Source organism: Streptomyces sp. NH27 (genome assembly GCF_056859195.1).
Genome location: NZ_JACEGK010000698.1, coordinates 1 through 3,297, shown reverse-complemented (window position 1 = coordinate 3,297; position 3,297 = coordinate 1). Strand labels below are relative to the sequence as shown.

Here is a 3,297-nt window from a genome sequence, read left to right as displayed (position 1 = left end):
CGTCCGCGTCCCCGTCCCCGAACAGGTACGCCGAGGTGGCCGACTCCGCCACCTCCGCCAGCCCCGGCACCGGCCCGCTGTAGAGCACCCGCCCGCCCTGCTCACCGGCGCCCGGACCCACGTCGACCACCCAGTCCGCGCGGCGCACCACATCCATGTCGTGCTCCACCACGAACAGCGTGTTGCCCTCCGCCCGTAGCCGGTCCAGGACCGTCAACAGCGGCTCCGTGTCCGCCGGATGCAGCCCGGCCGAGGGCTCGTCGAGCACGTAGACGACACCGAACAGCCCCGAGCGCAACTGCGTTGCCAGCCGCAGCCGTTGCAACTCCCCGGGCGAGAGCGTCGGCGCCGGGCGGTCCATGCCGAGGTAGCCGAGGCCCAGGCCGACCAGCACCTCGATCCGGGCCACCAGGTCCTGGGCGAGGGACACCGCGGCCTCGGTGGCCTCGCCGGAACCGGCCGAGGCGACCGCCGCGCCCGGCGCCGCCAACCCGGCGGTCTTCCGCAGCACCTCGGCGAGGTCGGTCAGCGGCAGCCCGGCCAACTCCGCGATGTCGCGGCCCGCGAAGGTCACCGCCAGCGCCTCGGGCCGCAGCCGCTTGCCACCGCACACCGGGCACACCGCGCTCTCCAGATGGCGCTGCACGCGCCGCCTGGTGGCGGGGCTCTTCGACTCGGAGAACGCGCGCATCACATATCGCCGCGCGCTCATGAACTTTCCCTCGTACGGCCGTTGGATCCGCCCGGCCTCGCGCACCGGGTGCACGGTCACCACCGGCTGCTCGTCGGTGAACAGCAGCCAGTCCCGGTCCGCCTGCGGCAACTCCCGCCACGGCCGGTCGATGTCGTAGCCGAGCGCGTCCACCACGTCGCGCAGGTTCTTGCCCTGCCACGCGCCCGGCCACGCGGCGATCGCGTGCTCGCGGATGCTCAGCGACGGATCGGGGACGAGCGAGGACTCGGTGACCCGGTGCACCGTGCCCAGGCCGTGGCACTCCGGGCACGCGCCGATCGCGGTGTTCGGCGAGAACGCGTCCGAGTCCAGCCGCTCGGCCGTGCCCGGCGGGTACGACCCGGCGCGCGAGAACAGCATCCGCAGCAGGTTCGACAGCGTCGTCACGGTGCCCACCGACGAGCGCGAACTCGGCGTGCCGCGCCGCTGCTGGAGCGCGACGGCCGGCGGCAGCCCGGTGATCTCCTCGACCTTCGGCGCGCCCACCTGCTGGATCAGCCGGCGGGCGTAGGGCGCGACCGACTCGAAGTACCGCCGCTGGGCCTCGGCGTAGAGGGTGCCGAACGCCAGCGACGACTTGCCGGACCCGGAGACCCCGGTGAAGACGGTCAGCGCGTCACGCGGAACGTCGACGTCCACCCCGTCCAGGTTGTGCACCCGCGCGCCCCTGACCCGCACGAACGGGTCGGAGGCGGCACCGTGATCATTGCCCACGGCTCCACTGTCCCACCGGCGGCGCGGTCATGCCCGCGGCGGGAGCCGAGGGGGCTCGCCGGCGGTCCACACCGGGGTGATGGCCAGTTCGTCGAACCGCCAGCCGTCCGCCGTCCGCCGCAGCGCCGCACGGCACCGCCCGCCGACGGTGAAGATCCGGCCGTCCGGGTGGATGTGCGTCATCAACGCGTTCCACGACGCGTCGGCGGTGGTGCCGTCCCCGGAACCCGTCACCAGTACGTCCGTCGACATGTGCTGGGTCCGGTCGAACCGGCCCAGGGCTTCCGCCGTCTGCGCGGCGATCGCTTCCCTTCCCCGTACCGCTCCTACCGGGACTTCCGTCCGCGCGTCCGCGGTGAAGAACGCGGCGCCCCACCCGGCGTCGAACCGTCGCTCGTCGAGCGAACGGAAGTAGCGGCTCACGTGGGTGGCGACGGCGGTCTGCATGTCCAAGTCGGTGTCCATGGAGCCGATCCTCCAACCTCAAGCCGGCTTGAGGTCAAGCGGACCCGCGGGCTCACCGCATCCGCGACGGCTCGGGGAGGAGGAGGCCGAGGGCCAGGGCGAGGGGCGGGATGACGAGGAGGGCAGTGAGGGCGCCGCGCGGGCCGTGGGCGCCGGCGATGAGGCCGAGGATCGGGGAGAGCAGGCCGCCGACGCTGACGCCGAGCCCGAGGGTGACGCCGGCCGCGGTGCCGGGGCGGGTGGGGAGGTAGTCCTGGCCGAGTTTGACGAGCACGGCGAAGGGGAGGTTGAGGCAGACGCCGGTGAGGACCGCGAAGAGCAGCGGCGCGATACTCCCCGGGGTGAGCAGGAGCCCGCCGAGCATGGGCAGCGCGAGCGCGCCGCCGAGTTGCACCGTGCGGACCATGCCGATCCGGTCGGCGATCCGCCCGCCCAGCAGGGTCCCGCCGACCCCGCCGGCGAGGAAGCCGGTGAGCGCGGCCCCGGCCAGCCCCCGGGAGGCGTGCAGATGCCTGATCCAGTACAGCTCGATGAACGTGTTGACCCCGAAGAAGGCCACCGAGCGCACCACTTCGACACCGGTCAGCGCGGCGAACGGCCCCCAGCGGTCCACCCCGGTGCGGCCCGCCGCCGACGCGGGTACGGCGTGCCGCTCGCGGTGGCGCAGCAGTACGTACGCGGTGAGGACGGCCGGCGGGATGAACAGGGCGGTGGCGCCGACGCCCCACGCGATCAGCGCGGGTGTGGCGAGGACCGGCGCGAGGACGAAGCCGACGCTGCCGCCGGCCGCGAAGACGCTCATCGCGGCGGCGCTGTCCCCGGCGTCCTCGCGCGCGGACTTCCCCGCGGCCGGGTGGAACATGGCGATGCCGAGCCCGGAGAGCATGATCAGGCACCACACGGCGGCATACGACGGGACCAGCCCCGACAGGCCGAGGCAGATCCCGGCGATGGCCACCCCCGCGCCCGCGAGCCAGCCCAGCCGCATCCGGTCCACCGCCAGCCCGATGAACGGCTGTGGCACCGAACTGCCCAGCGTGGCGGCGAGGGTGAGGCCGGACGCGGCGACGTACCCGTAGTGCCGGTCGAGGACGAAGTACGGCACGGTCGCCGGCACCAGGCCCTGGTAGAGGTCGTCGACGGCGTGCGCGATGCCCCATACGCGCATCCGCTGCCAGGTGGTACGGGCAAAGGCCGGCGCCGGGGGGCCGGCGGAGTCCGGTCGGGGTGCTGCCGTGTCGGCGGTCTGGGTCATATCAGCAGCCTGCCGAGTGGGCATGATGGTCGGCTACCGATACTCTGTCTACTTATGCCGACAACCCGCCAATCGGCCGCCGAGCCGCCCCACCGGCCAGGACCGCAGGCTCCCGGCGGGCCCGCGCCCC

At 73.8% G+C, this 3,297-nt stretch carries 3 protein-coding genes; all 3 read right to left on the bottom strand.

Annotated elements, in window-relative coordinates; translation table 11 throughout:
• Positions 1–1,447, bottom strand: a 1,447-nt coding sequence (locus AC13HU_RS34590) for an excinuclease ABC subunit UvrA (RefSeq protein ID WP_483045955.1), incomplete at its 3' end; no start/stop codon positions are given.
• Positions 1,448–1,474: 27 nt separating this feature from the next.
• A complete protein-coding gene (locus AC13HU_RS34585) occupies positions 1,475–1,912 on the bottom strand; it encodes a nuclear transport factor 2 family protein (protein WP_483045954.1) in 438 nt (145 codons plus the stop codon).
• Between the two features lie 52 nt (positions 1,913–1,964).
• Complete coding sequence (locus AC13HU_RS34580) at positions 1,965–3,167, bottom strand: MFS transporter (protein ID WP_483045953.1); 1,203 nt, start codon at positions 3,165–3,167, stop codon at positions 1,965–1,967.
• Positions 3,168–3,297: the final 130 nt, after the last annotated feature.

Excerpts from the sequence above, each read along its gene's own strand:
- AC13HU_RS34585 (WP_483045954.1), bottom strand. The coding sequence starts at position 1,912 with ATGGACACCGACTTGGACATGCAGACCGCCGTCGCCACCCACGTGAGC.
- AC13HU_RS34580 (WP_483045953.1), bottom strand. The coding sequence starts at position 3,167 with ATGACCCAGACCGCCGACACGGCAGCACCCCGACCGGACTCCGCCGGC.